Genomic DNA, 25,412 nt, shown 5'->3' on the forward strand with positions numbered 1-25,412 from the left:
TTCCGTAAATAGTGAAAAGTGAATAATTACTGTCCGTCGTGGCTCACGACAAAATCTAAGTTTATCGCCCATATGCTAATACCTTCCTGGCGTTCGCTTATTCTTTTGTCCTCTTGCGTAAAAGCAGTTGCGGGCTGTATCTTCTTTGCGATGTAGTAGATCAAAATATCATTATTAGTGAATGTTTCTGTAGGTATTGTTAATATTTTTCCTGCTACCACATCATCGGTAATACTCAAATTGTTGAGCATTGCCAATTCAAAGATGCTTTCAATAGTTCCTGTGTGCTGTAAAGCAAGGTCTAAAAGACTCTGATTATGTAAAACTACTACTTGCATTATTCTTTTGATTTTCCATTTAATTGCTTGTATTTCTTTAATTCAGTTAATAGCCCTTCAACAGAGTTTTCTAAATCTTTAATACGCTGATTTGCTTTTTTGAGCTCCTCAATAGCACTTGCGTATTTAGCCCCTAAATCTTCTATCATTTCTCGATAGATTTTCACGGCTTTATCCACATTCTCAAGTTCGCTGGTCTGTAGTTCCATACGTTGCTTGGGCCTACCAAAGAACCAACCCACTACTCCCGATAGTACCATTCCTATAAACGATACAAAATGCTCTTTAAGTCCTTCTATAATTATTCCCATTGTGTTATTATGATAATTTACTAATCTACTAATTAATTGTTCCTTTTCCCATACCAGTAGTAACTCCTGTATAAGTGCCTGCCAGTACAGGTATGCCCGTTTGCACTATTACCTCTCCACTCTTTACATAAGCTTCAATGAGAGAGGCAAGTCGTTCGGCATATTCTTCCATTCCTGCTTCTGTTTTAGTAAGCATTTCTTGTTGCAGGCGTATAATTCCTGTTTTTAGTGCTTGTTTATCTAATGCCATAAGTTTAGTGCTTAGTTTTTAGTAGTCAGTTGCAAGTACTTGCAACTGACTACTAAAAACTGATTACTGTAATAATTTGTTTATCTTATTATTAATCTCCTCAAACTTCATCACGTTGTTCGGAGAAAAATTTCCTACACCCGAAGGTGTTTGTATCACCGCGTTTTTAAGTTCCGTTAGAAGCTCGTTTAAAAGACTTTTTAAATCCACTTCCCCGCGTTGCAAGTGCAAGCCTACTTTGTCTATGGTAAGCTGTGTTTCTTCTATACGTAAGCTCACGCTCTCTATCTCACTATAAGCCACCACGTAGTAGCGGTTCTCGTCTTCCCCAATCGAAGCTATCAACACACTGCTCCCCTCCTTGGGGAAGAGATAAAACCGCTCAGCATTATCGTTAATCACCGAAGCTAAGCGCACGGTATATTGTAGCTCGTCGTCCTTCACCTCACACGTGCCCTTTTCTTTGTCTACCGATACCACTTCTACGGCTATGGTAGGTGTTTTGCGTCTTCCTATCTGCCTAAGCCCTTCTGCTAATTCTCTGTCTATACTCATAATTTTGCTCCTATGGTTACTTGTCGACGTGCGCCATTACGTCCGAAGGTAATTTCTACTTTCTTAATAAAGTAACGTTCGTCTATCTCTTTCAATTCATTATCTATCATATGAGCTTGCATACCCCTCGTCGCAAAAGGGACCAAGAAACTCGTTATAGAGCCGTTAAAACCATCGTATTTCAGCCTTTCCATCTCGGCTCTTGCCATTTCTCGTAGCTTAGGTTCCTCACTCACTACCGAAGTATGAAAGGTTCTTAGCTCACCATCAGGATCACCCTCTTCCACTGTCTTCTTTTTGTTATTTTTGTCGATATAAGTGTAACGTACTTTCAGTTTGCGTTCCTCCTTAGTCCTATACTCCAAATCATTGGCAACAATGTTGTAATTGAGGTCATAGCGTGCTGTTTGCTCTATATTGGTAAGCTCCGAAAGTCCTGCGTACAGCTTGCCTTCATCATTGATAAACACGCTTAGCCTAAACTCTTCTTTCAGCTTCTCCAATACCTGCGTACCGTTCGCATTGCGAATAATCCACTGGTCTAACTGCATTTCTGGAATATTGTCCGCCAGCACAATAGGCGTGTCCTTCACAACTTCCTGCAATACTTCTCTAAGTGTTGTTTTTTGCCACGACTTGCTGATATTTTTACGTCTAAGTAAGTACATAGCGTCTTCACACTCTATGCTTACAGGAATGCTCGGTTTAACCTTCTTTACATAGCCTTCAAACTCCACTCCGCTATACACACCCTCATAAGCAAGGGTAACACTCACTTTGTCGCCCACCTTGATAGCCTTTTCAGTATAAAGGCTTTCGCCCCCTTTGGCTACTTTAAAATGGGTTGGCAGTTCAATCGTACAGGTGTCTGCCAATTCGTCTACCGATTTGGTGATTTTAACGTTGTGTACTGCTCTAAAAGTGTAATCACCTATTTTTATAATCGCTTGTAATACAAACATTAGTATATCTTGTTAAGTTGGGTTCGTTTCTCGTCTAATTCCGCATAGAAGTCCATATCCGATACAGCTTTAATGGTGTACTTCTGTATACCTTCTTTGCCTTCCATTTCCTCAAAGCTAATATCTTTGAGCACGATGTTACCAATGTCAAAAAGAGTAAAGAGCTTATTGCCTATCACCTCCAAACTTTCATTCTTTTCAAACAATTTGTTAAGGCTTTGTACTTGTGCCGTAGGATATTGATCGGGATTTTTGGGGTCTACACACAGTCCTCTTATGGTAATTTGCCAATCTTCAGTAGTGATATATTCCTTGACCTTACCTTTGCGTTGTTTGCCTACCGTTGCCGTTTCTACAATGGTTTTAGTAAGCGAAAAACTCACCAAAGGCTCATTGGGGAAAACCGTTTGCTCCCCCGATTTATCAGCCACTTTTAACGTCATAAAATACTGACTGCCATTACTGCGTGCCTCACTAATATTAGACAAACTCGGCAGTACAAATTTCGTCTTATTGTTTGCCCACCACTGCGGGAATGCTGGACCTACATAGTCCAAAAAAGCCCGTGCGGTGAGTTCTTTTATATCAAATTCCATAAATTACACTGTTTGCATTTGGTTTACACTGTTCACAATTCTCAAAAGCTCTTCTTTCAGTTGCGCCCCAAAGTTTTCCACTCCTTCCCGTACCGATGATACGTACACTTTGGTATCCGTGCCCAAGTTGCCTATCTGTATGTTGATATGCGTTTGACGGGTACCTCCCGTTACAATATTATCTTTGGTTTTATTACCCATCTCTGAAAAAGGTGTACTGGCAATAGGAGTTGCTAACGGACTTGTTTTTTGTCCCGTTTGCCCTATGCCTAACTTGCCCATTAGCCCGTCTTTCACACTCGAAAGGCTCTTAAACTCCAAAGAGTTCCACGCTTTACCAAAATATTCTTTTGCTTTAGCTCCTGCCTCTCCTGCTTTCTTATAGCCTTCTGCTACCGATTTAGCTCGTTCTTGCAAATCGTTTTGTATTTGGCTTATCATCGCTTGGTTCTCTTTATTATCTCCCAAACCTACAGCCTCTTTAAACTTATACCAAGCCAACTTACAGAGGTCTACACCTGCCATAAAAGCATTGACCGCCGTATTCCAATGAGCTTTGTAGGTGAGAATAAAGGCTTCCCACAAGTATTTCATTCCTTGCACAGTGTTATCCCACGCTTTGCCCCAACCGCTCACACCTACAATACAATAAGTGATGATAGCAATAAGTGCCACGATGCCTGCTATAATCAATACAACAGGATTCGCTAAAAAAGCTAAGTTCGTTTTAATTACTGCCCACGATAGTCGATTCTGCCACGCCGCAGCAATAGCCATATAAGTGTTATGCAATGTGATAGCTGTAATAAATACTCCTAACACTCCTGCAATACCAAGGATTATGGGGTTCTCCTCTTGAAGTTTTTGAATAAACCAACTCAATCCTTCATTCAAAACACCAAATACCATCGTAGAAAGTGCTACCAACGGAATCAGCAACGGACTTATAATCTCATATATTTTTACAGCTATAGATTGTATCGAAGCCATTAAAACTGTAAACCTACCTTGTAGAGTGCTGTTCACATTCTCAGCTCCTTGATAAAAATCTCCTTGTGCATCAGTTGCCCATCGGAAAGCCTCAGCCAACTCTCTTGCCGAAATTCCTCCTTTGTCCATTCGCTCTTGCAGAGAGGTCATAGTCTCGCCCGTCCGCTCACTTATCACTTGCAAAGGATTAAATCCTGCCTGTTGCATCTGTGTGAGTGTAGCTTCTTGTAACTTCCCTTGTGTGGTCACTTTGGCAAAGGCAGTAGCTAAGATTTCTATCTTTTTGCTATCCCCCAAGGCAATATCTCCTATTTGTTTGAGCATTCCTAATGCTCCTTCAGGAACCAACCCTGCTCCCATCAAACTCTCTTGAGCCTTCACAAGCGATGGTACTTCATAAGCCGTTTGCCCACTGTATTGTGTGAGATTCTGATGTATTTCTTGTGCCTTTTGCATATTACCTTGCACAAAAGTAGCCAGACTCATCTTTTGGGTGTCTGCCGTAAAACCTTGCTTAAATATTTTCTGTAAAGACGAGATAGGGTCTATAATGTTATTAACCACCTCCTTTAACCTTTTAGTCTGATCAAAGAAAGAAGATATCGTGTTTTTTGGATTTTCTGCCATTTATAAACTTTTTTCTTTACTTTTTTATTCTCCATACGATTCACTCTCCTTTTGGCGAATCCATTCCAGTTCTTTCACTCGCATAGCCCACTCAGTATCATTGAGGGCATCGGGATTGGCAATGTGCATATAGTAACGCAGTGAGGCATTGGTAATACGCAACCAATCCCGAGGCTCGTCAATTTCCGCACTGCTTAAAGCTTTTCCAAGGTAGCTTCTTTAATCTGTATCAATTCGCCAAGCTTACTGCTTGCCGAAAGGAAAAGTGCATCATCAGTCTTAATCTCTTCATCTCCTCCCAACCAACAGTTGGTAAGGATAGCCTCATTAAACTTCATCGGGTCTTTCGTTGCCAATGTCGAAGCATAACTCAGGGTAGCGCGGTCAGGCGTTCTCAAGTATGCCACTTTGTCATCTACTCGCAATACAAATACTTCTTTGTACTTCGCTTTCCATTGTTTGATTTGTTCTTTTGTTACGTCCATTTTTTATCAATTTGCTAATTTCTAATTTCCCCGCCTGTGTGGATCACACTCACTTGTCGTGCTACGACTGTGGTTCACACCTACGATTGGCGTTTTACATCAGTGAAGATAATAGGGAGCTCTACAACCATATTTTTATCCCCCTGCTTCATTGCCTTTTTCACTTCGGTAAATTCCACATTCTTGAGAATATCGGTTACTATTTGTCCACCTTCTGAGGGCACGTAAGCAACAACCAAGTCAAAGTTAAGGTTCAGAATGTCGTTGTTTTTGGCATCACGCGTCATTGCTTCCAATTCACTTTGCCAAATACTCAACTTCCCCTCAAAACTGTGATTACCTCTTACAATGCTTAAAGGTTTACTCCCACGTCCGTAAAGCGCCGATTTTTCTTTTTTCTCAGTGTATTCTACTTCTGTCACCCCGGCAATAATACGCCCTCCAAAGGCAATTGAAACATCGCTCCACGCATACTGTTTACTACTAAATGTTCCCATTTTTTTCTAATTTATTAATCTACTAATTTATTAATTTGTTAATTCTCTGCCCGTCGTGCTACGACTAATTTGCTAATTTTCTGCCTGTCGTGCTACAACTAATTTACTAATTTTCTGCTTGTCGTGCTACGACCTCACACCTAATTTTCTTCTTTCTTTGTGGTAAAACCAATATTCACCTCAATAAAATCGGCATAACCCACAGGAAGGAGTTTTAGCCCTACTACCACTTTACCTGTTTGCAACACCTTCTGTTCAGGGTCTATATTGATGTTCACTGCCGATAGCTCCCCTTTCGAAACCATTTCGCTTTGCAAAGTGTTCTCCAACTTGGTTTGCCAACTCTTGATAATAGCAGGGTGAATGCTTCCCTCTTCTGAAAGTAACACCTCATCGCTTAATTCCTCTACCAAAGCCCCATAAGCAAGAAGTAACGCCTTGTCCATTACCAATCCGCTGCTGAGACTCTTAAAATCATCAGTAGGTTTGGTAAGCGTATTATCTCCTGAAAAATAGTAGCCTGAACGTCCTACGAAGGTACGAAAGAAAATATACCCTTTGTCGTCTAAGGCGTCCCACTGGTCAGCTTTGCTGTCAATAGTAGTCCCGTCAGTAAAATAAGCCACCAATGGCAATACACTACCGTCCTTCACGCGGTGAATTTTGCGCTGTACGGGTATAGCACTCATTTTTCCTAAAAACAAACCTACTGATGCTTCTTTCTCCTTATCGTCATTACCGATAAAGCAAGCCACTTTGTTGAGTTCGTTTTCCGAGAAATTAGTAAGGTCAGCTACTTTGCCGTTCCAGCTGTTGCCCGACACCACTACTCTAAAAGGCATATACTTCTTTTCAAAGTGCTCAGCAATAGCTTGTGCTTTCACTACGGCTGTTTGTACATCAGTGTCTAAGCCGGCAGCAATAGTTTCGCTACCAGTTGCTTTTTTCACCACACCCAATACCCTAATAGCTCCTTTGGCATCAGCTATGAGAGTTGGAGCAAAAGCACCGTCTTTGTCAAGCATTGCAGTCATAGTCGTAGCGTCCGATACGAGCATTACCCACAAAGTTGTACCCGTAGGAGCTTGGTTGTAAAATGCTTTAATATGCTTGTAAGCAAAAGCATTTTCGGCTTCCGAAATACCCAATGCTACGGCTTCGTTTAAGGAAAATACTTGGTACGATTTCCCGAGTTCTACCTTACTGGCTACTCCACTACCTGTAATAATAAGACCAGTAACTTTTTGAATGTTATTGCCTGTACGGTTCATACCATCCTTGGCAATGTTAAATAATACTTTTGGTAATCCCATTTTTTAATTATGTGTTTTTGTTAATTATTTAATAAATGTCCCCCTACCCCTCCCTTATTATATCCTTAATTGTAACTCTACTAATAAAAAGGCAAAATAGCTAAAAACAACTGTCCTCTATTAACTATCAATCATTAAAGGCTTTCCTCTTTTTTAGAATTGTTACCAGGGCGGTCAGTAGCGGTTACTATTATTTTATCACCTGTAAGCGAAGGATTAGTAACCGTAGTGGTGTACACCCATTTGCCCTGTACAAGAGTTGCGCTACCTTCTTCCACAAGAGTAGCATCGTGGTCTTCAATACGCACTTTCACAGCTACGACCTTAAAAGCATCGCCCGCCTCTATCATTATTTTCTCTCCTGTGGCACTACCTGTATAGCCTGAATGGTCTATATGGGCAATTTTAGGAGCGCGCAAATAGTCAGTCATCGCCATATTATAAGCCGATACATTCCTGCGCTTTTTAGCCTCTGCTGTATAATCCTCTTTTAGCGAAGGGTCTTGCAAAGCGTTTTTGGCATATGCCGAAGCTCGTATAAATCTCTCTTGTTGTGCTTTCTGAGAAGCACTGGGAGCTTTGGTGTGTGAAGGAGGGGTAGCGACAATAGTTTCTCCTCCGCGTTGGCGAAATACAAACACTTTCCCTACTTTACCACTAAGCCCTGTAATGGCATAGTTTGATTTACTTTTTCCCATTTCTTTAATTTTTTTTGTTATACATTATTTTAATTGTAAGTGCACTTCTATCGTTTGTTTTACGGTGCAAAATTCCGGCGGTTTTTTCAGTTCTGAAAATCGGCAAACAAGCCTTGTACTTATTTTCCCCAACCATTGTACTAATTTGGTACAAGCGTTGAACGTCTTTTTCCTTACCTCATCTATATGTACGACCTTTGCACCATCAACAAATAACAAATGTGTAAAATGAAAGATTTACTCTTAATCAAAAACGATTTGCACCTTGCTGAAGGTGATTTTCAAGTAGGCTTATCTGAGCCTCAACATCAAAAAGCTATTCTTACTGCCGAAAAAGGACAGTGGAAAGAGCACCCCGAAGTGGGGGTGGGTATTGCCCAAATGCTCGCCGACGACCTTTATACCGAAATGCTTATTGAGGTAAAAAAGCAATTGGAGTACGACGGTATACCCGTGAAAAACGTAACCCTTACCCCTCAGGGCTCACTGCTGATAGAATAATAGCTCCCCTTTGTGGGGACTATCTTTCGGCATAACCGCCCTGAAAAGAAAGTATTGCTACAATAGTACGAGGTGATAAAAACATAATGTTCGCCACCTCTTCTACAAGAGCATCTACCTTCCACTGAGGGTGCTTGGCACTCAGTTCTTCAAAAAGTTGACGCACTTTTTCATTGCGTTTTTGCAAGCGTTCTTTGCGCTGTTGTGTATTATCACATTTCATATGTTTCATTTTTTAAATGTTAAACTTTTTGCCAACTTTGGTAGAGTCAAGAATAACTCTACCAAAGTTTTTTTTTACCTTTGCATCTCACTCCCTATTGCCTGAGGCCTAGGATCTATTACCTAAGCCTTCACTTCCACAAAAAAAGTCTCATCTTGAGTCACCACTACTCCTATTTTTGGAAAGAAGTCAGCTATTTGCTCATTGTTGCGTTCGGCAAGTAGCTTATCTTTAGCTGGTTCTTCGGCTATGCGCACATAAGCAGGTAAAAATTCTTTCAGCAGGTTTGTTACTGTATTCCACGTAAAACCTTTTAGTGTTTTCAGTTTCGGCGTACCTGTGCGGAACCCTATGGTACCGTGCAAACTGTCAAGTGATTTCTTCTTGACAAATAAACTGTCTTTATTTGCTAATGCATAGGCTTGTAATACATCAAAATTGGTGTCTTTTATTTCTTTAAGAGTCGCCAATTCATTCGTGTATTTATTGCGTATAGTTGCAATTTGCTTCTCTATCAACGCATTTATTTTAGTCATTCGCGCCTCTGCCTTTGCATAAGTAGAAAAAGCATTCTCCATTTGTGTTTTAGTTACCCCAGTAGGGATTATTCTTTTTGTTCTTGCCATTTTTGTATTGTTTTTTAATCGTTAATTTTAAATGTAAATAGGGAGAGGTTCATAATCAATTTGTTAATCCAACCCTTGATTGGTATTACTAATTCTAAAAATCTCCCCCCTACCCTACCTTTAGCCCATCGCTGGCTTTACCTTTTACCTTATAAAGCGGGTGCTTTCTTACTGGTTGCCACTCTCTTTGCTCGTCCAGCCAAAGGAGGTGTCGCTCTTCGTCGTATTTAAAGATGGGGGCACGCCAACCGTTCTGTTCCACCCACGTTTGTAGTTCTTGCACGCGAGCAGGTACCTCGTTCGTACGTCCTGCGCGGTATTGTGAGGTTTGTAGTCGTTCCTCAAAAGTAAGCACCTGCAAAAAACTATCAAGAGCAAGCGCTTGGGTATATTCTAAAAATCTATTCATTGTAATTTTTTTGTTTTTTGTTATTTTTTCACTTTACTATTCACTATTCACTTTTGCATCACTTTTCCTAATGCCTAAGGCCTGAGGCCTATTGCCTATTGCCTATTCTCTACAAGCCGTCCATATTTTTTCAGCTCACTCCACCAGTTCACCTTATGCCCACTAACTCTTCTGGGCAAATAGCGCACAGGCTGATGATAACTTTTGGCTTTTTCTAACAACACAACCGCTTGCTCGCGGAGCTTGCGCTGTACATACTCATAGTCGCTGACTTCATTTAAATGTATTCTCATTGTTTTTAATTTTTAATATTAATTCAATTTGTAATTCTAATAATCAATCGTCACATTCTCAGCAATACTAACTTGCCGACTTTACAGGATTTCTTTTTAATAATCCCTTAAACTTCTTACGTCTTCTTACGTTAAATTGCCACTCTACAAGGCGAAGCCTTGTTTTTTTATTCTGAAACTAATTTGTCTTCAATTTCTAATTTCCAAATCTGCTAATTTGCTAATTTGCTAATTCCCTCTTGTCCTACATTTTTTAACTAACCTCCCCTCAACAATAATTTTTCTACTGCCATAAGGTCGATTATCCATAAAATTTTTGTACTTTTGCTCATTATTCTATTCATTTTGTTTTACGGTGCAAAATTCGAATAAATTTTCGACATACGCAAATTTTTTTCGAATTATTTTTCGTATTATTTTTTAAATTACTGATTATGAATACAATTAATTTTCGTATAAAAGAACTAGTAGACCATTTTTCGAACGGTAATAATAGTGATTTTGCAAATAAAATAGGGGTTAATGAGGCAAATATTAGAAATTACATAGCTGGAACAGAACCTAAATTTAATGTTTTAGAAAAAATTGTTACTACTTTCGAAGTAAATTACGAATGGTTGCTCACAGGTGAAGGTCCTATGTTAAAAAACAACGATATTGTTGAAACTCCTCGTGTAGAAATTATCAAACCTTTAAAAGTAGAAGGAAGAGATTTAACTCCCAAGGTGGTAGTGGTTGAAGAAGACGAACTTTTTAACCCCATACCCTTAGTGCCTATATACGCTCAAGCCGGCTATCTCAATGGTTATGAAGACCCCGAATACATAAAAGAACTCCCTATGTACAACCTCCCCGAAATGCGAAACGGCACTTTCAGAATGTTTCAAGTAAACGGACTCTCGATGTTCCCCACTCTGCAAGACGGCAGTTATGTGGTAGGGCAATTCGTCGAAAATTGGGAGTGGCTCTCAGATAACAGGGTGTGTGTAGTAGTTACAGAGCGCGACGGAGTGATTGTAAAACGGGTTTTAAACAAAATAAGAAAGTATGGCAGTCTGTATTGCAAATCCGATAATCGCGACTACCCGCATATTACTGTCAGAGCTGAAGATATTAAAGAAGTATGGGAATGTAAAATGCACCTCTCTTTCGAGTTCCTCGACCCTATCCCTGAGTATCAAAAAATCGCCGATTTAGAAGCAAACGTTCAGTTCCTAACCGAACGTGTAGAACAATTAGAGCATCACAACAAACCTATTTTATAGCCTATCAGAATTGGTTTGCGAATTTTTTTTGTCCTACACTTTGCCAAAGTTATACTGCGTCTCGTGCCACAACCTCATATTCCCCTCGTCATTCGTCCCTCGTCATTTCTTCCCTTTTCCGTCTCCACATTCCCCCTTTGAAGGTAGTCAGCGACAGCTGGGTATGTGTAAAGGGGGAGATTTATACAATACTAAGAGGATATTTTCATCACATTTCCTTCGTCATTCGTCTCTCGTCATTCTTCATTAATTCCTTTTCCCATCATACTCCCCCCTAGTGCCTATGGCCTATGGCCTAGCACCTATTCCTCTTTCTTTCGTCTCGAAACCCCGATTTTAACATTTTTAGCCTTGTTGTATTATATTATGAATCAATTTTTTACATACCCTTTCTATACCAATCGTCCAAGATTCGTATAAGCTTCCTATAAGCTCTCTATAAGCTACCCCCACTCTCCTTACACCCTTTTTTTATCAAAAACCCTCCCTCCTATCTTCCGAACTTCTCCGATATCTTCCGAAAACTCCTATACGTCATTTTTGCGGTATACACTTTGGCAAAGTTTAAAACTTTGCCAAAGTTCATTCTCTCCTCTGGCGCTTCTCTTGTAGCCTTCACCTCATTTCCTAATTCTCTAATTTTCTCATTTCCTCTGCCCGTCGTGCTACGACTGCCTGTGCGGCTCGCACCTTTGCCAAAGTTGAATAAACTGACAATACTTCCGCTGTTTTACAAGGCGCAGCCTTGATTTTGTTTAAATTTTGTTTAATTTCTGAGGCACAGCCTCATTCCTCTAACACAACCTCGCACCCCATTTACCAATTCTCTCATTCCCTAATTCTCTCATTCCCTAATTCTCTCATTCCCTAATTCTCTCATTCCCTAATTCCCTAATTTCCTAATTCTCTAATTTCCTAATTCTCTAATTTCCTAATTCTCTAATTTTCTCATTTCCTAATTATTTCATACCTTTGCACTTTCTTAACTTATTAACTTTTAATAAAACAATGGCTCGTGTATTAACAGGCATTCAAAGTACAGGTACTCCCCACTTAGGAAATATCCTCGGAGCAATCCTCCCCGCAGTGCAAATGGCATCAGACCCTTCTAACGAATCGTTTCTGTTCATCGCCGATATGCACTCCCTTACTCAAATAAAAGACGGTGCGCAACTCCGCGCCAACACTTATAGCGTTGCTGCCACTTGGCTGGCTTTCGGTTTAGATACTGATAAAGTAACCTTCTACCGCCAGAGCGATGTACCCCAAACCGCTGAACTCTCGTGGTACTTGGCTTGTTTTTTCCCTTACCAACGCCTCACCCTCGCCCATTCGTTTAAAGACAAAATGGACTACCTGCAAGACGTAAATGCAGGGCTCTTCACTTACCCTATGCTAATGGCAGCCGACATACTCTTATATGATGCTGAGGTCGTACCTGTGGGCAAAGACCAGTTGCAACACCTCGAAATTACCCGCGATGTAGCTTCTCGTTTCAATCACCAAATGGGCGAAACTTTTGTATTGCCACAAGCTAAAATAGAGGAGAAAATAATGATTATACCAGGTACCGACGGCGAAAAGATGAGCAAGTCACGCAACAATTTCATCAATATTTTCTTGCCCGAAAAACAACTCCGCAAGCAAATAATGGCAATCCAAACCGATAGTACACCTTTGGAAGCACCCAAAGACCCCGATACTTGCAACGTGATGAGACTCTACCGCCTGTTAGCTTCTCCTGAGCAAATACAAACAATGGAAGAGGCTTACCGTGCAGGAGGTTATGGCTTCGGTCAAGCCAAACAAACCCTTTACGAACTGATATTAGAAAAATTTGCTACCCCACGCGAGCGCTATGTTTACTATATGGAGCATTTAAGCGAACTCGATGCTATATTAAAAGAAGGTGCTACCAAAGCACACCGCGTAGCCGATGAAACTTTGCGCAGGGTACGCGCCAAAATAGGATATTAAAATGACAAAATTAAAAGCTGGCGTCCTCGGTGCAGGACATTTAGGAAAGATACATTTGCGATTGCTCAACCAATCCGAAAAATACGAACTCGTAGGCTTCTACGACCCCGATGAAGCAAACGCTAAAAAAGTAAGCGAAGAGTTTGGCTACAAGCGTTTCGATAGTATAGAAGCGCTCATCGCCGAATGTGATATGGTAGATGTAGTAACCCCTACCCTCAACCATTTTATGTGTGCCGAAAAGATTATCAAAGCAGGCAAACACCTCTTTATCGAAAAACCTATCGCTACTACGGTAGAAGAGGCAGAAACTATAATTGCTCTTGCCAAAGAACACCACGTGAAAGGACAAGTAGGACACGTAGAGCGCTTCAATCCGGCTTTTATCGCCGTACGCGACCAAATTCACAACCCTATGTTCATCGAGGCACATCGCTTAGCTGAGTTCAACCCTCGTGGTACCGATGTGCCCGTAGTACTCGACCTAATGATTCACGATATCGATGTAATCCTAAGCGTCGTAAAATCTAAGGTGAAACACATTTCGGCAAGTAGTGCAATGGTTATTAGTCATTCCCCCGATATTACTAATGCCCGCTTGGAGTTTGAGAACGGTTGTGTAGCCAATATCACTGCCAGTCGTATCTCTATGAAGAATATGCGCAAAAGCCGTTTCTTCCAGAAAGACGCTTATATATCCGTAGACTTTTTGGAGAAAAAAGTAGAAGTAGTGAAGATGAAAGACGCCCCAGAAGTACCAGGAGACTTCGATATGATACTCCAAAATGCAGAAGGAGAGCGCCGTCAAATCTATTTCGAATACCCTGAAATACATAATAACAACGCTATCTTAGACGAGCTCGAAAGCTTTGCCAATGCCATAGTAAACGATACGACCCCTATGGTCACTCTCGAACAAGGCACCGAAGCCCTCCGAATTGCCAAGAAAATAGTAAGTTTATGAAACATATCATCACATTGCTCGCTTCTGTGGGACTCGCTTTCTCCCTAAAAGCACAATCTACTACCGATTTTAACATTAGGTACGAAACCTTTATCAAAGGGGATATCAAAATTATAGGGAATAACATTCTTAACCGTAAAGAGAAACGCAATAGCCCTAACGACCCTTATAACGACCGTAGCCCGAAAGCTAAACTCAACGACGAGTTCGATATGCAATACATCGATATCGATGCTGACCCTAATACGTTTTCATCTAGTAGTGCCAATTTCTCTTACGAAGGAACAGGCGGAAAGGTTGCTTATGCAGGTTTGTATTGGTCGGCTACCTATCCATATGCTAAGGGCACCCTAAGAGGTAATAAAAATATCCTTGTTGATACTAATAGAGGAGACGCCAGTAGTGTACTACTGAAAATACCCGAAACCAATACCTATACTCCTATCGCTGGTGAACTTATTTACGACGGACGCACCGACGATGAGCTAAAAAACTCAGCGCCTTATGTGTATTACGCCAATATCACCAATCTTTTAGCTCCGGCAACTAAAATAGAAGGCGATTATACCGTAGCCAATGTAAAAGCTGCTTTGGGGCAAATAGAAGGCGGTTCGGCAGCAGGCTGGGCGTTAGTAATAGTATACGAAAACCCCGATAGCAATGTGAAGAAAATCATTACTTACGATGGCTTTTCGGCTATTACCAATGAGGCTTCCAAAACCTTTACTTTTAGTGGATTTAAAACCCCTGAGGCAGGCGACTTTAAAACGCGTATTATGGGAGTAACCCTCGAAGGCGACTTTAATATGGCAGGTGATAACGTAGCCGTTGGTGTACCTGCCAGTGGTAAAACCTCCTCTTTGGAAAGCAAATGGCGCCCTAATCAAAACTTTTTTAGCAGTGCTATTACAAATAACGATGAGGTAGTAAAAACACGCACCCCTAACAGCGAAAACACCTTAGGGTTTGATATCTTCCGTATGGATATCAAAAACGACAGTCAATACCTCATTCCTAACAACACCCATTCATTAGATTTGAGTTATACTCGTAGTCGCGACCGCTATTATTTGTTCCTTACTGCTTTGGAGATAGAAAATAATCCGAAGGAGATTACCCAATTACACCGTTCAACGAGAATAAGCAAACTGAAAGTCACCGATGCTCAGCAGGGTTATTATGTGGTAGTGGGAGTCTTCTTAAACTTCAATAATGTAAACAAACGGGTAGAAGAAATGAAGAAATGGGGGTATGATGCCCAAGTGTATTACAATAAAGACCAAGTACTGAACTACATTTATATAGCCCGTTATAATACCTATGACGAAGCTATGAAAAAGGTAGAAGAAGTCCGCGAAAACACCGAAATCCCCGACCCGTGGATATTAGATGTGGCTAATTACGAATAATAAATGCTAAACAAAGATACACAGATAGCCTTGCAGAAAGGGGAACTCCTCCCCCTGATGGAGGCTTTTTATACCTTACAAGGCGAAGGTTTCTACAAAGGAACAGCAGCTTATTTCATTCGCTTAGGCGGTTGTGATGTAGGCTGTCATTGGTGTGATGTAAAGGAAAGTTGGCAAGCCGAAGCTCACCCCTTAGTGTCCGTAGATACCATTGTAGCCGAAGCCTTAGCACACTCCAAAACTATCATTATTACAGGGGGTGAACCACTGATGTGGAACTTAACTTTACTTACCGAAAAGCTGAGAGCAGGAGGTGCTCGCACTCATATAGAGACCTCAGGAGCACACCCGTTATCAGGCTCTTGGGATTGGATATGCCTATCGCCTAAAAAAATAAAACGTCCCGTAGGAGACGTTCTTCAAAAAGCTAATGAGCTTAAAATGGTAATCTATAACAATCACGATTTTATTTTTGCCGAAGAAATGGCAGCACAAGTATCGCCTGAGTGCTTACTTTACCTCCAACCCGAGTGGAGCAAACGCGCTGAGGTAATGCCTAAAATTGTAAATTACGTAATGGCTCACCCTCAGTGGAAAGCCTCTTTACAAATGCATAAATACCTTGACATTAGGTAATTAGATAATGTGATAATTAGAAAATGTGAAGCTACCCAATCATTTGCTAATTTGCTAATCTGCTAATTTGCTAATTTTGCAAGATAATCAAAGTGTTCTCCTTCGGCGATGAGTTCACATTGTAAGCCTACTGAAATTGCTACGTTTTGTAAAGTGTTGTAATCTACATACATCCAGGGGAAGGGCTTTTCTTTTTCTCCTTTATACTTCACCACGTAATCCACTTCTCCGTAATAATCGAAATAGAGCGGTACATCATAACTGCCATCGGGGTTCTCATCGAACATATAGATAATATCAGAAGAATCGGTGAGGATTTGTCCGTGTGGAGCTAAGAGAGTTTTCAGATGAGCATAGAAAGCGCCCATTTGTTTCAATCGCCCGCACATACCTGCGCCATTCATCAGTAAGAGAATGGTGTCGTACTGTCCTGCTGTTTCCAATACATTCTGCACTTTGGCGTTGCGTAAACCTCTCAACAGACACGCCTCAATAGCCTTAGGCGATAGGTCGATAGAATGTACTTCAAGCTTGCGCTCGTTCTGCAAATAGAGTCCGTGAGAGCCTGCCCCACAGCCTACTTCCAATACTTTACCTTTCGCCATTTGTAGAGCTTTTTGCTCTAACGCAGGCATCTGTTCAAAAGAGCGAAACAAATAAGGCAAGGGCAATACATCTTCTTCGGAAATAGTAGTTTCCGTTTTAATATCTTCGGTGTATTGCCCTTGCTGATAATCTAAAATAGCTTGTCCGAATAAGTCTTTCATTAGTTATCCCACTCCAATAAACGGCGTTCGCCTTCTATTTTCTGAATATCGGTAATATCTTGCGACATTTCAATCACGCCTTTGTAGTTTTTTTCTTTATCGCGCACAGCAAAATAACGCACATAGATAAGGCGACCGCGATAATTGAACCAGAAATTAGCTTCGTTTTGAGTACCTGCTTTAAAGTTCTCTACGATTTTAAGCACCGTGCCCACGCTCTTAGGCGGGTGACAGAACTTCACTTCGCGCCCTATAATACCTGCACTGCGAGGGAATACGCGTTCTTCACCGCGGTTGTAGAAAATCACGCGGTCGTGTTCATCTACAAAAGTGATATCAATAGGGAGAGTTTTGAGCAAGAGGTTTACCTGTTCAACAGTCATATACCCCTCATCGTAATGGGCAGCAGCAGCATCAAATTTAACATCGGTGCGGCGTTCCGTATCCATTGAAGGGTGTACGTACACAGGCTCATTGGGGTTGTTGTTAGGGTAAGGTGCAGGTGCTTCTTTCAGCATCCAACCTATTTCCTCTTCGCCTTTGCGCATTTCAATCCAATCTTCTTCGGTGAGTAATTGCAAGGCGTTAGGGAACAGAATATTCGCTTCTACATTTAGCAAACGACCTAAGTTATCTTCGATATAGCGCACATTGGTTTGCGCCGCATCAAGGTCTTTTTCTTCTAAGTTTTTGCGTACCAAACGGAAGATATCGCGAATGGTGTCGTGGAAAGACCACATATTCTGTGAAGGATTCGTCCAACCGCGTTTTTCCAAGAAAGGGAAGAGCTGGTTTTCTTTGCGAGCAAAGTGTTTTTCTACCGTTGCCAAATGATTAAACACGTTGTAGAATTTCTGATAGTCGGTATGAGGGTCTATGCTGAGCAACTCGTCCATAAGTGAGTAAATAAGTTCAGCTTCAAGCATATAGGTATGCACGGGGTGTCCTGCGGGTAAAGTTTGTTCCATAAATGATTTTATTTTAGGACGCAAAGGTATGAAATAATTAGGAAATTAGAAAATTAGAGAATTAGGTACGAGCCGTACAGGCAGTCGTAGCACGATGGGCGGGAAATTAACAAGTGAGAGAATTAGCAAATGAGTAGTGATAAAAATAGTTTTTTGACAGGTCAGACTTATCGAACAAATCGGACAGGTTAGAGGTATAGCGATAACTCTTTCTTATCAATCTGGGAATTCTAGTTTTAATTGTATGTACATTGGCTTCTTTACTTCTTCTTTTTCGGGTTCGTTGTTGAGGTGAGAAAGCGAGATACCTAAGAGTCGTACTGATTCGGCGGGGCGTTCTTGATAAAGCAGTTCTTTGATGTGCAAGAGTATGTCGTCTTTACTACTTATGAAATCTTTAAGGGTTTTACTGCGCGTTTGCACCGTAAAGTTACTGTATTTGATTTTCAGGGTAACAGTTTTGCCGGCTACTTGCTGTTTGTCGAGACGACGGGCTACGTCTTCGGCTATATGGTCGAGTTCGCGTAGCATATACACCTCGCTAGTGAGGTTCTCGGCAAAGGTTTCTTCTGCACCTACTGATTTGCGTATTCTGAAAGGTTGTACCTCACTGCGGTGAATGCCTCGTGAGAGTTCGTAGTAATAATGACCACTATTGCCAAAATTCCGCTCTAAGAACTCCAATGATTTCTCGCGCAAGTCCTTCCCTTTAAATATCCCTAACTGGTACATCTTCTCGGCTGTTACTTTGCCAATGCCGTAGAACTTGCGTACATCGAGTCTGTCTAAAAAATCTTGCACTTCGGCTTCGGTGATGGTGGTTTGTCCGTTGGGCTTACGGTAGTCGCTGGCGATTTTAGCGATAAACTTGTTTACCGAAATGCCTGCCGAAGCCGTGAGTCCGGTTTGTTGGAAAATGCGTTGGCGAATCTCTTGGGCGATAAGGGTAGCCGAAGGGTTGCCCTTTTTGTTTACGGTTACGTCTAAGTAAGCTTCATCAAGGGAAAGAGGTTCGACCAAATCAGTATATTCGTGGAAAATAGCGCGTATTTGCATCGATATTTGCTTGTAGCGCTCGAATCGAGGTTTTACAAAAATGAGATGTGGACACAGTTTGCGCGCTTGTGCCCCACTGATAGCACTGCGCACCCCAAACTTGCGCGCCTCGTAGCTGGCAGTAGCTACCACACCGCGTGGTTCCCCTCCGCCTACTGCAATTGCTTTCCCACGCAGTTCGGGGTAGTCGAGTTGTTCTACCGAAGCATAGAAGGCGTCCATATCGATATGTATGATTTTTCTGTTCAAGGGATTAGGATTTAGTAATTAGATTGCTTCAAACCTCTTGCCTGGAAGGGGTTTTATCACTCCTTTGATTTCCATTTGAAAGAGGAGATTGGAGAGTTGGTAGATGGGCATTTGGCACTCCAAGGCGAGCTCGTCTAAACTTTGTTTGCCATTGGCTTTGAGAAATGCGCTAATAGTTTCTTCCTCAGGAGAAAGAGTTACAAAAAGTTCTTGCTGTACGGCTTTTGGGGCTGGGGTATCCCAACCTAATTGGTAGATGAGGTCTTTGGCTGAGGTGAGTAGGCTTGCTTTACCGTTGCGTATCAGTTCATTGCACCCCATACTATACGGGTCGGTGGTGCGCCCTGGCACGGCAAATACTTCGCGGTTGTAGGAGAAAGCTATATCGGCAGTGACTAAGCTACCGCCTTTTAGTCCCGACTCAACAACTACGGTCGCCTGTGAAAGCCCTGCGATAATGCGATTACGACTGAGGAAATTCTTTCTATCGAAGGGACTCTGGCTACTGAAATCGGTGATGAAACCGCCGTTTTCTTCCATTGCCTCACAATACTTACTATGAGCTGCGGGGTAGATAGTATTGAGTCCGTGAGCAAGACAAGCCACCGTTTGTAGGCGGTGTTTCATCGCTGCCTTATGGGCGGTAATATCTACTCCATAGGCATAACCACTGACGATTACCACATCTAACGAGGCGAGTTCTTCGATGAGTTTTTCGCAAAAAGCTGTGCCATAGCTGGTAATATTGCGAGTGCCTACAATGCTGAGCAGTCGTTTATTTTGCAAGTGGATATTTCCTTTTTGGTAAAACAGTATAGGGCTGTCTACACACTGTTTGAGTGAGGAGGGATACTGTTCATCGGTATAGGTTATAATACTGATGTTTTGCTTTTGAGTGAATTGCAATTCGGTTTCTGCTTCGTGCAAACACCGAGCACTGAGTATGTTTTGAGTAATCTTAGAGCCAATACCTGCTACCTTCTCTAAGGCACTTTTGGGTTGAGCGAATACGTTTTGAGCACTTCCAAAGTGTGAGATGAGTTTCTTGGCAGTTATATCGCCTATGAGAGGGATTTTCTTTAAGGCAATAAGATACAACAAATCGTCTTTCATAATAAAGTATTAATGCGTAGTGCAAAGGTATAAATATTTTTTGAAATGGATATAATGGGAGAGAGGGTATAGGCCATAGGCCTTAGGCACTAGGAGGTGATAGGGATTAGAAAATGAGGAAATTTGGAAATGAGGAAATTTGGAAATGAGGAAATGAGAAAATGAGGAGGTGTGAGGCATTAGGGCATAGGCAATAGGCCTTAGGCACTAGGGTAGCGACGGAAAGGCGTTAGGCTTTAGGGGAAATGTGGGGACGGTGATTGTACACGAATGTTTTTGTAATATTCTCTCTTTAAAATAAAAAAAGAAGTATATTTGCGGGCTTTTGCGTATTTAACTGTATTTGGCTTTGAAATATTTGGTATACGACAGTACTTTTGAGGGGTTCCTGACAGCGGTATTTGCTGTTTTTGAGTATCGTTACAACGAGGTGACTATTATAGCGAGACATCGGTTTGCGCCTTTGCTTTTTGGCGAGGAGGAAACGGTGTATACCGATGCTAACAAAGCGCAACGGGTGCTTACCAAAATAGAACTGTGTTGGGGTAAAGAAGGGGTGGCGATTGTGCTAAGGGCTTTCTTATCGGAAGAAACGCATATGGAAGACTACTTATTGGAGGCTATTAGACTGATGGTGAAATACCCTGAGGGGAAAGTGTTGGAGAACTTTGCCCATAGGGCTATTGCTTCTATACGCAAAGCGGCTAAGAGTGTGGGTCGTGAAGTGCACCGAATGAAAGAGTTTGTGCGCTTTGAAAAGGTAGGCAAACTTTATTTTGCCAAAATAGTACCTGAGTATGACGTGTTGCCACTGGTTGTTCCTCATTTCAAAACGCGTTTTTCTGACCAACAGTGGGTGCTTTACGACCCTGAACGGGGGTATGGTTTTATTTACAATCTGCACGAGGTGTTGCCTTTTACTCCTGCGGATAAGCATTTTGGAGTGCTTACTCCGGCTACTGCTGATGCTTATAAAACACTTTGGAAGACTTATTTTCAGCATATTAACATAGCCGATCGCAAGAATGCAAAATACCAACTGAGGAATATGCCGAAGCGCTATTGGCAGTATTTACCAGAAGTGTAATTTAGTTTCTTTCAAAATAATTTGTATAGTTCGACTCTATTTATTACTTTTGTCGCCGTTAAAAAACTGTTGAGGACTTAGGCACTAGGCCATAGACACTAGGCTTTAGGAGGAGAATGAGGAAATTAGAAAATGAGAGAATTAGAAAATTAGGAAATGGGGTAAATGCCAATAATACCACTAATCAACTTTGGCAAAGGTGCGAGTCGCACAGGCAGTGTGAGCCACACGGGCAAAAATTTTGGCAAAGTGTATTCCCCTAAAAGTGACACATCTGAGGGAGCGAAAGGAAACGAATATTTTCAAAAAGAGACTAAGAGGTTTTTTGATGAAAAAAGGGTGTAAGAAGGGTGTGGGTAGCTTATAGAGAGCTTATAGGAAGCTTATACGAATCTTGGACGATTGGTATAGAAAGGGTATATAAATAATTGATTTATACTATAATACAACAGCACTAAAAATGTTAAAAACAGGGTTTCGAGGCGAAAGAAAAAGAATCCTCACCCCGTCCCTCTCCCAAGGAGAGGGGGAATGTGGTGACGGGAAATGGAATTAATGACGAATGACGAGAGACGAATGACGAAGGAAATGTGATGAAAATATCTCCCTTCTCACATACCCAGCTGTCGCTGGCTACCTTCAAAGGGGGAATGTGGTGACGGGGAAGCGAATTAGTAAATTAGAAAATTGGGAAATTAGCAAATTTGTGGGAGGAGTTTAGTGGGTGTGTGGTGGTGGAAAAGGGATTGAAAGATAGTTTTTTGACCTGTCGGACTTATGGGAGGAGTGGGACGAGAGTGATGACTTTATTGATGTATATAAGCCGGACTTATGGGAGGAGTGGGACGAGAGTGATGACTTTATTAATGTATATAAAATGTATATAAGAGGTATTGTTTACCAATAAGACTGTTTATGAAAAAATATGTAATAGCGTGGGGGTTCTTCCTCTGCTGTTTTGTGGGCGCTTTCGCCCAAATAATTAGTGTATCGGGCAAAGTAACCGATGTGACAAACCACCCTTTGGAAGGTGCCGCAGTAGTAGTTAAAAACGACAACATACTGTTATCTATGGGAACCCTTACCGATATCAAAGGGGAATTTCGGATTTCTGCAAAAGCAGGAGAAGTGATAAGGATTTCGTACTTAGGTATGAAATCTCGTGAATTTACCGTTTCGGCTGAACAACCCTTCTTAAAAGTGCATTTGGAACCGGAGATTATCACTTTAAGTTCTACCGATGTAGTAGCTACGGGCTACCAAAATCTTCACAAAGAGCAAACTACTTCGGCTTATACCAAAATAAGGACAGACCAGCTCAACCGTCAGCTTAATAGAACCGTACAAGAAGCTATTGAGGGGCAAATAGCAGGTGTGCGCTTTACAAAAGACCCTTTTACAGGGAAAGAGGTGCCTATACTGCGCGGGGTAGGTACTTTTTCGGGCAATGTGGGCTATTCGCCTTTGGTGGTGATTGACGATATCCCTACCGATACGCCATTAGAAGATATCAATCCCAAAGATATCGAGTCGGTAACGGTACTGAAAGACGCTGCTGCGACGGCTATCTACGGGGTGCGTGCTGCCAATGGGGTGATTGTGATTGTTACCAAAAAGGGCTTGCAGAATGGTTTACGTATCAACGTGCACACCGACCTGTTCTATACTTTCAAGCCCAATATGAGCCGTATGCGCTACGCTTCGACGTCCGACCTTATCGACCTCGAAACGGCTTTCTACCAAAGCAAATTGGCTGATAGCAATGGCAATGTAGATGACCTTTTTGCTTCCTACGGAGAAATTGGGGGCAGGCAAACAGTGAGGTATTACTCGCCTCTCTTCCAGCTATACCGCGACCAAGCCAAAGGAAAACTCAGCCAGCAAGAAGTGAATAGCACGCTTAACGAGTGGCGCAACCGCGATTACCTTCGCGACTTCAAGCGTTATGTGTGGCAACCTATCATCAGCAAACGCTACAATATAAGCGTAGAAAGTGGTAATAACCGCAGTCAGAATTACGCTTCGTTGCAATATGAAGACACCAATGAGCGCATCGTTACCGAAAAGACGCGCGCTCTCAACCTTTATTTAAAAAACACTTACCAGCTCACACCTTGGCTAAAAAGTACCATAGGGGTGAATGGCAGATATACCGCTGTTGATGCCGTAGCTGAACAAGTGCGGAATTTGTATACCGATTACTTAAAGCAACCGCGTTACACTCGGCTATTGGGAACGAATCCGTATGCGGGTTTTAATTTAGTAGCCCCCATAAACGGACATATTTTAGAACAAATTGCGGGCAACGATGCTTTCCGCTCGTATAGCTTCAATTTATTGGAATCGATAGCGCAAGAACATCAAAAACAGTACAACCTCAGTTTGCGTCCGTTTGCAAATCTGCAAGTATCTATCATTAAAGGCTTGCAATACCAAAGCTATTTTCAATATGAGTTAAACACTCACAACAGTGAAACTTTCTTTGGCAAAGACACTTATTATATGCGTTTGCGCCACAACCAATTGGTAAAACAAGATGCTACTACTCAAAAATTCTCTTCTGAACTGCCCGAAGGCGGTTATTACGAACAGGAGAAAGGGCAGACACAGCATTATACCTTCCGTCAGCAATTGGATTTCAATCGCACTTTTGCGGAGGCACACAATGTGACAGCGCTATTGGGCTTCGAGATGCGTCAGCACTACACCCCGCGCAATACTAAGGAAATGCAATATGGTTACGACGAGCAAACGCTCTCCTTCCCTACCCTGAACTGGAAAGACCTCTACAATCCTGGTGTTACTAGCTATCTTTACGGCAGGCAGTCGCTATCGCTGAGCCGTAATCAGCAAAGCGAAACCAAACACCGCTTTATCTCTTTTTATAGCACGTTGGGCTATTCATACCATCAGAAATACAACCTCACAGGGAGTGTGCGCGTAGACCAAGCTGATATGTTTGGGGCAGACCCCAAGTACAAATATCGTCCGCTATGGTCAGTAGGCGGTAGCTGGAATTTGCATCGCGAAGATTTCTTCTATGGTAATGTGGTAAACTTGCTAAAACTGCGCCTTACCTATGGTGTAAGTGGTAATGTAGACCAAACTACTACGCCTTTCTTACGCGGACGTTTGCTTACCGATGTGCGAGGCGCTTACCCTAGCCAACAGTATTTACAGTTCAACGATACCGATTTACCTAACCCTAAATTACGTTGGGAAAAGACAGAAACCACCAATTTAGGTATTGACTTCGGTATGTGGTATTGGCTCTCAGGAAGTATCGACCTTTATCGTCGTTACAGTTCCGACCTGTTGGTACTGACCGAACTCGACCCTACCGTAGGTGCTCAAAGACGACTCATCAATAACGGAGCTTTACTGAACAAAGGAATAGAAGTGAGTTTGAATGCTACACGTGAGTTAGCCAAAGATTTGCAACTTACTGTAAGAACTACTTTTGCCTACAACAAAAATACCATTGAGAAAGTGAGTAGCAAGCCTTCTAATGCTGTAGAATACGCTCGTAACCCCTTGCGTTATTACAAACAAGGAGACGACTTTAACTCGCTTTATGCCTATCGGTACAAGGAAACCACCAATGGTTACCCTATTTATTTAGACGAAAACGGCAACCCTAATACGACTTTCGACGCCAATGGTGTGCCCACTATTAAAGATATCATAAGCGAAGATGCCCTCGTAAGATTAGGAACGATGAACCCCACCTTTAACGGAGCCCTTAGCTTGCAACTGCGCTATAAGGCTTTTGAGCTCGGTACGATGTTTGTATATGCGGGTGGACATAAACTTCGCAAAGACACTTATTCCATCAATCAAGAAAGCGAAACCCATCGCGATATTACCCAACGTTGGACAGCTGCAAACCCCACCGATATGCCCCGTATGTCGTTCGACTATCCAGCCACTTTGAGACGCACTGCTAATACAGTGAATACTCTTTGGCAACTCGGAGACAATCAGGTGGTAAACGCCGATTATATCAAATGGCGCAATGTGTTATTTTCGTGTTATATTCCTAAAAACATTTGCGAGAAATTGCGCTTACAAGAGGCTAAAATCACCGCTCAGCTCAACAACCTATTCACTTGGTGTGCTGCTGGCGACGATATAGACCCCGAAACCTATCACCTCAACTCTGGAAGTCGCGCTTTGCCCGTAGCAACAGCAGCGTTTTTCGGTATATCATTTAGTTTTTAGCCAGCCGTAGCAGCCGTAGCACGGCA

28 protein-coding genes are annotated in these 25,412 nt (G+C 41.9%); 8 read left to right on the top strand and 20 right to left on the bottom strand.

What is annotated here, in order from left to right; genetic code table 11:
- Nucleotides 1-26: 26 nt before the first annotated feature.
- From HW278_RS04550 to HW278_RS04605, 12 genes are all read right to left on the bottom strand, one after another.
- Complete coding sequence (locus HW278_RS04550; protein WP_178977073.1) at nt 27-338, bottom strand: hypothetical protein; 312 nt, start codon at nt 336-338, stop codon at nt 27-29.
- A complete protein-coding gene (locus tag HW278_RS04555) occupies nt 338-649 on the bottom strand; it encodes a hypothetical protein (protein WP_002674113.1) in 312 nt (103 codons plus the stop codon). The genes HW278_RS04550 and HW278_RS04555 overlap by 1 nt, the downstream gene beginning before the upstream one ends.
- Before the next feature lie 28 nt (nt 650-677).
- On the bottom strand, nt 678-899 hold the full coding sequence (locus HW278_RS04560; protein WP_178977074.1) for a hypothetical protein: 222 nt from the start codon (nt 897-899) through the stop codon (nt 678-680).
- Between the two features lie 63 nt (nt 900-962).
- Nucleotides 963-1,454 (bottom strand): hypothetical protein, encoded by a 492-nt coding sequence (locus HW278_RS04565; RefSeq protein WP_178977075.1) that lies wholly within the window; start codon nt 1,452-1,454, stop codon nt 963-965.
- The gene (locus tag HW278_RS04570) at nt 1,451-2,416 is read right to left on the bottom strand and encodes a late control protein (protein ID WP_178977076.1); all 966 of its coding nucleotides are present in this window, start codon (nt 2,414-2,416) and stop codon (nt 1,451-1,453) included. Before HW278_RS04570 ends, HW278_RS04565 begins: the two co-directional genes overlap by 4 nt.
- Nucleotides 2,416-3,012 (bottom strand): DUF6046 domain-containing protein, encoded by a 597-nt coding sequence (locus HW278_RS04575; protein ID WP_002674106.1) that lies wholly within the window; start codon nt 3,010-3,012, stop codon nt 2,416-2,418. Before HW278_RS04575 ends, HW278_RS04570 begins: the two co-directional genes overlap by 1 nt.
- 3 nt (nt 3,013-3,015) lie before the next feature.
- Nucleotides 3,016-4,629 (bottom strand): tape measure protein, encoded by a 1,614-nt coding sequence (locus HW278_RS04580; protein ID WP_178977077.1) that lies wholly within the window; start codon nt 4,627-4,629, stop codon nt 3,016-3,018.
- Nucleotides 4,630-4,653: 24 nt separating this feature from the next.
- Nucleotides 4,654-4,791, bottom strand: a complete 138-nt coding sequence (locus HW278_RS04585) for a hypothetical protein (RefSeq protein ID WP_002674103.1) — start codon at nt 4,789-4,791, stop codon at nt 4,654-4,656.
- A gap of 32 nt (nt 4,792-4,823) precedes the next feature.
- Complete coding sequence (locus HW278_RS04590; protein ID WP_009411050.1) at nt 4,824-5,114, bottom strand: hypothetical protein; 291 nt, start codon at nt 5,112-5,114, stop codon at nt 4,824-4,826.
- Between the two features lie 80 nt (nt 5,115-5,194).
- Complete coding sequence (locus HW278_RS04595; RefSeq protein ID WP_009421222.1) at nt 5,195-5,611, bottom strand: hypothetical protein; 417 nt, start codon at nt 5,609-5,611, stop codon at nt 5,195-5,197.
- Nucleotides 5,612-5,751: 140 nt separating this feature from the next.
- Complete coding sequence (locus tag HW278_RS04600) at nt 5,752-6,924, bottom strand: DUF2586 family protein (RefSeq protein ID WP_178977078.1); 1,173 nt, start codon at nt 6,922-6,924, stop codon at nt 5,752-5,754.
- Between the two features lie 134 nt (nt 6,925-7,058).
- Nucleotides 7,059-7,622, bottom strand: a complete 564-nt coding sequence (locus HW278_RS04605) for a hypothetical protein (RefSeq protein ID WP_009418683.1) — start codon at nt 7,620-7,622, stop codon at nt 7,059-7,061.
- A 228-nt stretch (nt 7,623-7,850) separates the two neighbouring features.
- Here HW278_RS04605 and HW278_RS04610 point away from each other — a divergent pair, with 228 nt between their 5' ends.
- Entirely contained in the window at nt 7,851-8,123 is a 273-nt protein-coding gene (locus tag HW278_RS04610; RefSeq protein WP_009418684.1) for a hypothetical protein, read from the top strand.
- Nucleotides 8,124-8,142: 19 nt separating this feature from the next.
- Here the strand turns inward: HW278_RS04610 and HW278_RS04615 are convergent, their stop codons facing one another.
- The 4 genes from HW278_RS04615 to HW278_RS04630 all read right to left on the bottom strand — a co-directional run bounded on the left by HW278_RS04615 (nt 8,143) and on the right by HW278_RS04630 (nt 9,674).
- Nucleotides 8,143-8,346: a hypothetical protein gene (locus HW278_RS04615; RefSeq protein ID WP_016478228.1), complete on the bottom strand. Its 204-nt coding sequence runs from the start codon at nt 8,344-8,346 to the stop codon at nt 8,143-8,145.
- Nucleotides 8,347-8,468: 122 nt separating this feature from the next.
- On the bottom strand, nt 8,469-8,972 hold the full coding sequence (locus HW278_RS04620) for a host-nuclease inhibitor Gam family protein (protein WP_178977079.1): 504 nt from the start codon (nt 8,970-8,972) through the stop codon (nt 8,469-8,471).
- A gap of 109 nt (nt 8,973-9,081) precedes the next feature.
- Nucleotides 9,082-9,381, bottom strand: coding sequence for a hypothetical protein (locus HW278_RS04625; protein ID WP_178977080.1), 300 nt, complete (start codon nt 9,379-9,381; stop codon nt 9,082-9,084).
- A 95-nt stretch (nt 9,382-9,476) separates the two neighbouring features.
- Entirely contained in the window at nt 9,477-9,674 is a 198-nt protein-coding gene (locus tag HW278_RS04630) for a hypothetical protein (RefSeq protein WP_082315837.1), read from the bottom strand.
- 434 nt (nt 9,675-10,108) lie between these two features.
- Between HW278_RS04630 and HW278_RS04635 the strand changes: the two genes are divergently transcribed.
- The 5 genes from HW278_RS04635 (at nt 10,109) to HW278_RS04655 (ending at nt 15,925) form a co-directional block, all read left to right on the top strand.
- Nucleotides 10,109-10,939 (top strand): S24 family peptidase, encoded by an 831-nt coding sequence (locus tag HW278_RS04635; protein ID WP_178977081.1) that lies wholly within the window; start codon nt 10,109-10,111, stop codon nt 10,937-10,939.
- Between the two features lie 1,008 nt (nt 10,940-11,947).
- On the top strand, nt 11,948-12,916 hold the full coding sequence (gene trpS / locus HW278_RS04640) for a tryptophan--tRNA ligase (RefSeq protein WP_178977082.1): 969 nt from the start codon (nt 11,948-11,950) through the stop codon (nt 12,914-12,916).
- Between the two features lies 1 nt (nt 12,917).
- Entirely contained in the window at nt 12,918-13,880 is a 963-nt protein-coding gene (locus HW278_RS04645) for a Gfo/Idh/MocA family protein (RefSeq protein WP_178977083.1), read from the top strand.
- Nucleotides 13,877-15,289: an SPOR domain-containing protein gene (locus HW278_RS04650; RefSeq protein WP_178977084.1), complete on the top strand. Its 1,413-nt coding sequence runs from the start codon at nt 13,877-13,879 to the stop codon at nt 15,287-15,289. The genes HW278_RS04645 and HW278_RS04650 overlap by 4 nt, the downstream gene beginning before the upstream one ends.
- A 3-nt stretch (nt 15,290-15,292) precedes the next feature.
- Complete coding sequence (locus tag HW278_RS04655; RefSeq protein WP_178977085.1) at nt 15,293-15,925, top strand: 7-carboxy-7-deazaguanine synthase QueE; 633 nt, start codon at nt 15,293-15,295, stop codon at nt 15,923-15,925.
- Nucleotides 15,926-15,987: 62 nt separating this feature from the next.
- Here HW278_RS04655 and HW278_RS04660 read toward each other — a convergent pair whose 3' ends face one another.
- The 4 genes from HW278_RS04660 to dprA form a co-directional block, all read right to left on the bottom strand.
- Nucleotides 15,988-16,692 (bottom strand): class I SAM-dependent methyltransferase, encoded by a 705-nt coding sequence (locus tag HW278_RS04660; protein WP_178977086.1) that lies wholly within the window; start codon nt 16,690-16,692, stop codon nt 15,988-15,990.
- Nucleotides 16,692-17,660: a DUF438 domain-containing protein gene (locus tag HW278_RS04665; protein ID WP_178977087.1), complete on the bottom strand. Its 969-nt coding sequence runs from the start codon at nt 17,658-17,660 to the stop codon at nt 16,692-16,694. The genes HW278_RS04660 and HW278_RS04665 overlap by 1 nt, the downstream gene beginning before the upstream one ends.
- Nucleotides 17,661-17,876: 216 nt before the next feature.
- The gene (gene dinB, locus HW278_RS04670) at nt 17,877-18,965 is read right to left on the bottom strand and encodes a DNA polymerase IV (RefSeq protein ID WP_178977088.1); all 1,089 of its coding nucleotides are present in this window, start codon (nt 18,963-18,965) and stop codon (nt 17,877-17,879) included.
- An 18-nt stretch (nt 18,966-18,983) separates the two neighbouring features.
- The gene (gene dprA / locus HW278_RS04675) at nt 18,984-20,078 is read right to left on the bottom strand and encodes a DNA-processing protein DprA (RefSeq protein WP_178977089.1); all 1,095 of its coding nucleotides are present in this window, start codon (nt 20,076-20,078) and stop codon (nt 18,984-18,986) included.
- 343 nt (nt 20,079-20,421) lie between these two features.
- Between dprA and HW278_RS04680 the strand changes: the two genes are divergently transcribed.
- Nucleotides 20,422-21,165, top strand: coding sequence for a TIGR03915 family putative DNA repair protein (locus HW278_RS04680; RefSeq protein ID WP_178977090.1), 744 nt, complete (start codon nt 20,422-20,424; stop codon nt 21,163-21,165).
- Nucleotides 21,166-22,080: 915 nt separating this feature from the next.
- Nucleotides 22,081-25,386, top strand: coding sequence for a SusC/RagA family TonB-linked outer membrane protein (locus tag HW278_RS04685; RefSeq protein WP_178977091.1), 3,306 nt, complete (start codon nt 22,081-22,083; stop codon nt 25,384-25,386).
- The last annotated feature ends 26 nt before the right edge of the window (nt 25,387-25,412 follow it).

The sequence above is a fragment of the Capnocytophaga sp. oral taxon 902 genome (assembly GCF_013394735.1).
Lineage (GTDB): Bacteria > Bacteroidota > Bacteroidia > Flavobacteriales > Flavobacteriaceae > Capnocytophaga > Capnocytophaga ochracea.

What these genes read in the sequence shown, in the direction of transcription:
- HW278_RS04650 (WP_178977084.1), top strand. Translation starts at nt 13,877, where the DNA reads ATGAAACATATCATCACATTGCTCGCTTCTGTGGGACTCGCTTTCTCC.
- HW278_RS04615 (WP_016478228.1), bottom strand. Translation starts at nt 8,346, where the DNA reads ATGAAATGTGATAATACACAACAGCGCAAAGAACGCTTGCAAAAACGC.
- HW278_RS04595 (WP_009421222.1), bottom strand. Translation starts at nt 5,611, where the DNA reads ATGGGAACATTTAGTAGTAAACAGTATGCGTGGAGCGATGTTTCAATT.
- HW278_RS04685 (WP_178977091.1), top strand. Translation starts at nt 22,081, where the DNA reads ATGAAAAAATATGTAATAGCGTGGGGGTTCTTCCTCTGCTGTTTTGTG.
- HW278_RS04575 (WP_002674106.1), bottom strand. Translation starts at nt 3,012, where the DNA reads ATGGAATTTGATATAAAAGAACTCACCGCACGGGCTTTTTTGGACTAT.
- HW278_RS04550 (WP_178977073.1), bottom strand. Translation starts at nt 338, where the DNA reads ATGCAAGTAGTAGTTTTACATAATCAGAGTCTTTTAGACCTTGCTTTA.
- HW278_RS04570 (WP_178977076.1), bottom strand. Translation starts at nt 2,416, where the DNA reads ATGTTTGTATTACAAGCGATTATAAAAATAGGTGATTACACTTTTAGA.
- dprA (WP_178977089.1), bottom strand. Translation starts at nt 20,078, where the DNA reads ATGAAAGACGATTTGTTGTATCTTATTGCCTTAAAGAAAATCCCTCTC.
- HW278_RS04600 (WP_178977078.1), bottom strand. Translation starts at nt 6,924, where the DNA reads ATGGGATTACCAAAAGTATTATTTAACATTGCCAAGGATGGTATGAAC.
- HW278_RS04660 (WP_178977086.1), bottom strand. Translation starts at nt 16,692, where the DNA reads ATGAAAGACTTATTCGGACAAGCTATTTTAGATTATCAGCAAGGGCAA.
- HW278_RS04560 (WP_178977074.1), bottom strand. Translation starts at nt 899, where the DNA reads ATGGCATTAGATAAACAAGCACTAAAAACAGGAATTATACGCCTGCAA.
- HW278_RS04610 (WP_009418684.1), top strand. Translation starts at nt 7,851, where the DNA reads ATGAAAGATTTACTCTTAATCAAAAACGATTTGCACCTTGCTGAAGGT.
- HW278_RS04605 (WP_009418683.1), bottom strand. Translation starts at nt 7,622, where the DNA reads ATGGGAAAAAGTAAATCAAACTATGCCATTACAGGGCTTAGTGGTAAA.
- HW278_RS04655 (WP_178977085.1), top strand. Translation starts at nt 15,293, where the DNA reads ATGCTAAACAAAGATACACAGATAGCCTTGCAGAAAGGGGAACTCCTC.
- HW278_RS04555 (WP_002674113.1), bottom strand. Translation starts at nt 649, where the DNA reads ATGGGAATAATTATAGAAGGACTTAAAGAGCATTTTGTATCGTTTATA.
- HW278_RS04620 (WP_178977079.1), bottom strand. Translation starts at nt 8,972, where the DNA reads ATGGCAAGAACAAAAAGAATAATCCCTACTGGGGTAACTAAAACACAA.
- HW278_RS04580 (WP_178977077.1), bottom strand. Translation starts at nt 4,629, where the DNA reads ATGGCAGAAAATCCAAAAAACACGATATCTTCTTTCTTTGATCAGACT.
- HW278_RS04625 (WP_178977080.1), bottom strand. Translation starts at nt 9,381, where the DNA reads ATGAATAGATTTTTAGAATATACCCAAGCGCTTGCTCTTGATAGTTTT.
- HW278_RS04630 (WP_082315837.1), bottom strand. Translation starts at nt 9,674, where the DNA reads ATGAGAATACATTTAAATGAAGTCAGCGACTATGAGTATGTACAGCGC.
- trpS (WP_178977082.1), top strand. Translation starts at nt 11,948, where the DNA reads ATGGCTCGTGTATTAACAGGCATTCAAAGTACAGGTACTCCCCACTTA.
- HW278_RS04645 (WP_178977083.1), top strand. Translation starts at nt 12,918, where the DNA reads ATGACAAAATTAAAAGCTGGCGTCCTCGGTGCAGGACATTTAGGAAAG.
- HW278_RS04565 (WP_178977075.1), bottom strand. Translation starts at nt 1,454, where the DNA reads ATGAGTATAGACAGAGAATTAGCAGAAGGGCTTAGGCAGATAGGAAGA.
- HW278_RS04590 (WP_009411050.1), bottom strand. Translation starts at nt 5,114, where the DNA reads ATGGACGTAACAAAAGAACAAATCAAACAATGGAAAGCGAAGTACAAA.
- HW278_RS04635 (WP_178977081.1), top strand. Translation starts at nt 10,109, where the DNA reads ATGAATACAATTAATTTTCGTATAAAAGAACTAGTAGACCATTTTTCG.
- HW278_RS04665 (WP_178977087.1), bottom strand. Translation starts at nt 17,660, where the DNA reads ATGGAACAAACTTTACCCGCAGGACACCCCGTGCATACCTATATGCTT.